A 5,184-nucleotide genomic window follows, 5' to 3' on the forward strand; every position below is an offset into this window, starting at 1 on the left:
ACAATTACTCTATGAGAATAATTACAAACTTGTAGAGTCAGGGAAAAACATAGATGACCGTATCCTGAAAAATTGTAAGATTTACATAAAAGATTAGAACTGTAATAGAGTCAGAGAATCTTGACAAAATCCCATAACCTAAAACGAGCCGAGCGCTTGGCAACACAATTGCGATCGCAATTGTGTTGACATTAATGATAGTTTATGATAAGAAAGTGGCATCAGTTGTTCACCCCAACCAACCAATGGCTCAAGAAACCCTCCTAATTGCAGCTAACCCACTGGGGATCAAGCTACCACCGACCCAAGATGAACTACCTTCTGATGATGGTATTCCCATGGAAACCCAGCGACACGGACTGCAAATGCAGTTATTAGTCAGACCTCTCTCCGGGTGGTTAAAAACCCAAGGACGGGAAGCGTTTGTCGGAGGCAATATGTTTGTTTACTTTAGCCCCAATCAAGTGCGTAACGAGGATTATCGCGGGCCTGATGTATTTGTCGTTGTGGACGTGCCTCGAAAAGAACGGAAAAGCTGGGTCGTCTGGGAAGAAGAAAAAGCTCCTGATGTGGTGATTGAGTTGCTCTCTGAGAGTACAGCCAAAAAAGATAAAGAAGAGAAAAAGCTTATCTATCAGAATCGTTTGCGGGTGACAGAATACTTTTGGTATGATCCCTTTGACCCAGAAGATTTAGCGGGACATCGCTTAGAAGGGGGTGTTTATAAATCTTTAAAACCAGATGCTCAAGGCAGGTTCAGCAGCGAAATATTAGGGCTAGTGTTAGTGCGGTGGCAGGGAATTTATGGGGATGAACAAGAGCCGATTACTTGGCTACGTTGGGCAACAGCAGAGGGGCAATTGCTCCCCACCATAGAGGAGTTGGCCGAGCAGGAAAAGCAACGGGCCGAGCAGGAAAAACTGAAGGCCGAGCAAGAAAAGCAACGAGCCGAGCGCTTGGCAGCAAAATTAAGAGCGCTAGGAGTTGAAGTTGATGATAGTGTATGAGATAATTGCAGGCATTGTCCACCTACAGGTCTATTTTATAATTAATTTAATGCACCTACTTAGTTGCGGGCAGTTTATGAGAGCTTATTAAATATTAGGAAGGACTGTTTACGACAATGACACCATCTGCTATTGATTTACCGACAAAATCAACGATAATCACCTGGGAAAAACTGCCCGATGATTTTATTCTACCTGACGAACCTGTGGACAACAACTTGCAACCCCTATTAGCAGCAGCTTTACGAGAATCGTTAGAATTAGCAGGACTAATTCTAGAATCGATGCTAATTGCCTCTAATTTTGGCTTGTGTGCTACCGTTAAAACTCAAACTGTTGTCAAAGCACCTGATTGGGTTTATATTCCCTCGGTAAAACCGATTCCTGGCGGAAAAATTCGGCGCAGTTACACCCCCCATCTTGAAGGAGAAATTCCTACCATCGTCCTAGAGTTTATCTCGGAAACCGAAGGGGGTGAATATTCCATCAACCCTCACTATCCCTATGGAAAATGGTATTTTTACGAGCAAATCTTACAAGTACCTATCTATGGAATATTTCAGCCAAAAACCGGAGAATTAGAAATTTATCGATTGAATCAAGGAAGATATGAACAACAAAAACCTGATGAAAACAATCGTTATTGGATAGCAGAGATTAACTTATTTTTGGGAGTCTGGCAGGGAAAAAAAGCGGAAGTAACAGCCTATTGGTTGCGCTGGTGGGATAAGTCGGGCAATCTGTTATTATGGGGGAGTGAACGAGTCGCACAAACTGAATATCAACTCGAACAGGAGCGAATGTTACGGCAAAAATTAGCTGAAAAATTAAGAGAATTAGGCGTTGAACCAGAAACCTTGTAGGAGACTTGTCAAATGCTGATAAAATCATGGAAGGAATCTTGGTAATGATTCGGGGCTGAAGATGCAACCTAACCTAACAAATGACTTAAATCACATTCTTGCCCATACTAAAACCCTGTGGGAGGAATTGCGGGGACAACGGATATTTATTACCGGAGGTACAGGCTTTTTTGGCTGTTGGTTATTAGAAAGTTTTATTTGGGCTAATGATCAGCTAGACTTAAAAGCATCGGCAGTGGTTTTAACCAGAAATCCTGATAGTTTCAGGCAAAAAGCTCCTCATTTAGCCAATCATCCCGCTATTCAATTCCCTAGCGGTGATGTTAGGTCATTTCAGTTTCCTAAAGGGGAGTTTTCTTATATTATTCATGCGGCAACGGATGCAAGTTCTCTAGTACATCAAGAGGATCGTCTTTTTGTCCTAGATACTACAGTACAAGGGACTCGGCGAGTGCTAGATTTTGCTAAAAATTGTGGCACAAAAAAATTATTACTAACTAGCTCAGGAGCAATTTATGGTCAACAACCCTCAGATATAAGTCATATTCCGGAAAGTTATCAAGGGGCGCCGGATGTGAGTTCTCCTAACTCCGTTTATGGAGAGGGAAAACGACTCGCAGAACTCTTGAGTGTCTTGTATGCTCAGGAGTATAATATAGAGGTAAAAATCGCCAGGTGTTTTGCCTTTGTCGGTCCCTATTTACCTTTAGATGGATCTTTTGCCATTGGCAACTTTATCAAGGACAGTTTAGAGGGAAAAACGATTCATATTAAAGGAGATGGAACCCCCTATCGTTCCTATTTATATGCTTCGGATTTGATGATTTGGTTATGGACTATATTATTTAAGGGTGAGTCTTGTCGTCCTTATAATGTGGGTTCAAATGTGGAAATCAACATCAAAGATACCGCCTTAGCAGTGGCGGAAATTGCTGGACACCCTAATTCTATCACTGTTGCTCAAGAACCAGTTGTAGGTCAACGGATTGCCAGATATGTACCCGCTACTGACAGAGCATTAAAAGAATTAGGACTCAAGGCAACCGTTTATTTATCTACAGGGATTAAAAAAACCCTTGCATGGTATCCACAAAGACTAACACAAACTGATAATCATTGAGGGGTTTAACTCATGAAATTTCAAGGAAATCAACTCCGCCAAACCGTTCTGAGGATGGCCTTTGCTGGTTCAACTGTTCATATTGGCTGTGCCTTTTCTATTATCGAGATTCTCGCAGTTCTCTATCGTTCTTACCTAAATCTAGGGAATGGTCAACCGGAGTCCCCCGGCAGAGATTATTTAATTCTCAGTAAAGGTCATGGAGTAATGGCTCAATATGCTTGTATGTATGAGTTAGGCTGGCTAACGGATAAGGATATTGATAATTACTTTGGGGATGGTACAATTCTTAAAGGGTTATCTGATGCTCATGTGCCTGGTTTAGAAGTAAGTTCAGGGTCTTTAGGGCATGGTTTATCTGTGGGTGTTGGCATAGCGTTAGCTAGTAAAATTAAAGGAACCGGACAGCGTTGTTTTGCCCTTGTGGGGGATGGAGAAATTAATGAGGGGTCGATTTGGGAAGCCCTACTTTTTGCCTCTCATTTTCAACTATCTAACTTGTTAGTCATTGTAGATGCTAATGGTTATCAAGCGATGGGTACTACTCAAGAAGTGATGAATTTAGGTCAAATTGCTGATAAGTTCCGGGCTTTTGGTTTTGACTGTCGAGAAGTAGATGGTCATGATGAAAAGGCATTATATCAGGTCTTTCAAGAATTATTAGAACTGTCTTCTTCTTGTCCTAAAGCTGTTATCGCTCACACGGTTAAAGGGAAAGGTGTTTCTTTCATGGAAGATAATAATGTTTGGCATTATAGCCGCTTAAATCGAGAAATTTATGCACAAGCTAAAGCCGAATTAGAACCTCAAGTTTACAAGGATAAATTAAGTTTATGAGAAACGCTTTTTCAGATGCTTTAGTCAAATTTGCTTTAGGGGATGAGCGAGTTCTGTTATTAACCGGGGACCATGGTTATGCTTTATTCGATGATTTTCGTCAGGCTTGCCCTAAACAATATATTAATGCGGGGGTAGCAGAACAAAATATGGTAGGTGTGGCGGCAGGACTCGCTAAATCGGGGTTTTTTCCAGTAGTTTATGGTTTAAGTTCTTTTCTGCCGATAAGAGTTCTAGAACAAATTAAGTTAGATATTTGTTATGAACAATTAAAGGTTTTATTGATTGGAGATGGTGCTGGAGTGGTCTATAGTAGTCTGGGTTCTAGTCATCAGTCTACCGAAGATATTGCCGCTTTAAGGGCTTTACCTAATATCTCGATTCTCTCCCCGGCAGATGCCTCCGAAATGACTCAATGCCTGAATTGGACTTTTAACAGTGATAGACCAGTTTATTTACGCATGGGTAAGGCAGATTTAGGGGTAATTCATGAGACTTTACCTAACCTTGAGCCGGGTAAACTTTACCCCGTTAAACCAGGCACCGGCAACCTTGGATTTTTGGCGACAGGTTCGATGGTTAAAACGGCTCTAGAAGTAGCCCAAGAATGGGATAATAGTGGGGTGTGGAGTGTTCCTTTTATTAAGCCTCTTGATGTCCAACAAGTGAGAGAAATTTGTCAGCAATATCAAGCTATTGTGGTGATGGAAGAACATTCTATCTATGGGGGGTTGGGTTCTGCTATTTCTGAAATTGCCAGCACCTATCATCCCAGTTGGATTTGTCGCATTGGTATTGAAGATCGATTTTCTCAATTTTGCGGAACTTATCAATATTTGATGCAAGAACATCGGCTAGATGTTGCCTCAGTTAAGGAAAAAGTTAGAAATTTTATGTCACGATTGTAGAAAAATGTATCTAATCAAAAAAAGTAAATTTGTTAGATTTTTGTTAGTGGGGGTAGTTAATACCTTATTTGGTTATTCCGTCTTTGCCTTGCTGTTTCGTCTAGGATTAGATTATCGCTATTCCTTACTTATTGCTACTATTTGCGGGGTATTATTCAACTTTAAAACTATCGGAGCTATCGTTTTTAAAGACCAAAATAATCGACTACTAACTCGCTTTATTGGTGTTTATTTAGTGATTTACTTATTAAATGCTGAATCCTTACGAATTGTTAAGATGCTAGGAATTAATATCTTAGTGGCACAAGCTATCTTAGTATTGCCTCTAGCAATTGTTTCCTATTTTTTAAATAAAACCTTTGTTTTTAGAGGAAATAGACAATGAAAAAAATTAGTGTAGTGACTCCTTGCTATAATGAGGAGGGGAATATCGAAGAGATTTATCTTCA

6 protein-coding genes are annotated in these 5,184 nt (G+C 40.5%); all 6 read left to right on the forward strand.

Annotated elements, in window-relative coordinates; all coding sequences use genetic code 11:
• Positions 1-245 precede the first annotated feature (245 nt).
• The 6 genes from PX636_RS18510 to PX636_RS18535 all read left to right on the forward strand — a co-directional run bounded on the left by PX636_RS18510 (position 246) and on the right by PX636_RS18535 (position 5,120).
• On the forward strand, positions 246-1,007 hold the full coding sequence (locus tag PX636_RS18510) for a Uma2 family endonuclease (RefSeq protein ID WP_288118235.1): 762 nt from the start codon (positions 246-248) through the stop codon (positions 1,005-1,007).
• Positions 1,008-1,123: 116 nt separating this feature from the next.
• On the forward strand, positions 1,124-1,870 hold the full coding sequence (locus tag PX636_RS18515; RefSeq protein ID WP_288118227.1) for a Uma2 family endonuclease: 747 nt from the start codon (positions 1,124-1,126) through the stop codon (positions 1,868-1,870).
• Between the two features lie 61 nt (positions 1,871-1,931).
• Positions 1,932-2,990 carry an NAD-dependent epimerase/dehydratase family protein gene (locus tag PX636_RS18520; RefSeq protein ID WP_288118228.1) on the forward strand — a complete coding sequence of 353 codons (1,059 nt, stop codon included), beginning with the start codon at positions 1,932-1,934 and terminating at the stop codon, positions 2,988-2,990.
• A 12-nt stretch (positions 2,991-3,002) separates the two neighbouring features.
• Positions 3,003-3,827: a transketolase gene (locus PX636_RS18525; protein WP_288118229.1), complete on the forward strand. Its 825-nt coding sequence runs from the start codon at positions 3,003-3,005 to the stop codon at positions 3,825-3,827.
• Positions 3,824-4,735, forward strand: a complete 912-nt coding sequence (locus PX636_RS18530; RefSeq protein ID WP_288118231.1) for a transketolase family protein — start codon at positions 3,824-3,826, stop codon at positions 4,733-4,735. The genes PX636_RS18525 and PX636_RS18530 overlap by 4 nt, the downstream gene beginning before the upstream one ends.
• A 4-nt stretch (positions 4,736-4,739) precedes the next feature.
• Complete coding sequence (locus tag PX636_RS18535; RefSeq protein ID WP_288118233.1) at positions 4,740-5,120, forward strand: GtrA family protein; 381 nt, start codon at positions 4,740-4,742, stop codon at positions 5,118-5,120.
• Positions 5,121-5,184: the final 64 nt, after the last annotated feature.

The organism is Microcystis sp. M53598_WE2 (assembly GCF_030067735.1).
Taxonomy (GTDB): Bacteria; Cyanobacteriota; Cyanobacteriia; order Cyanobacteriales; family Microcystaceae; genus Microcystis; species Microcystis aeruginosa.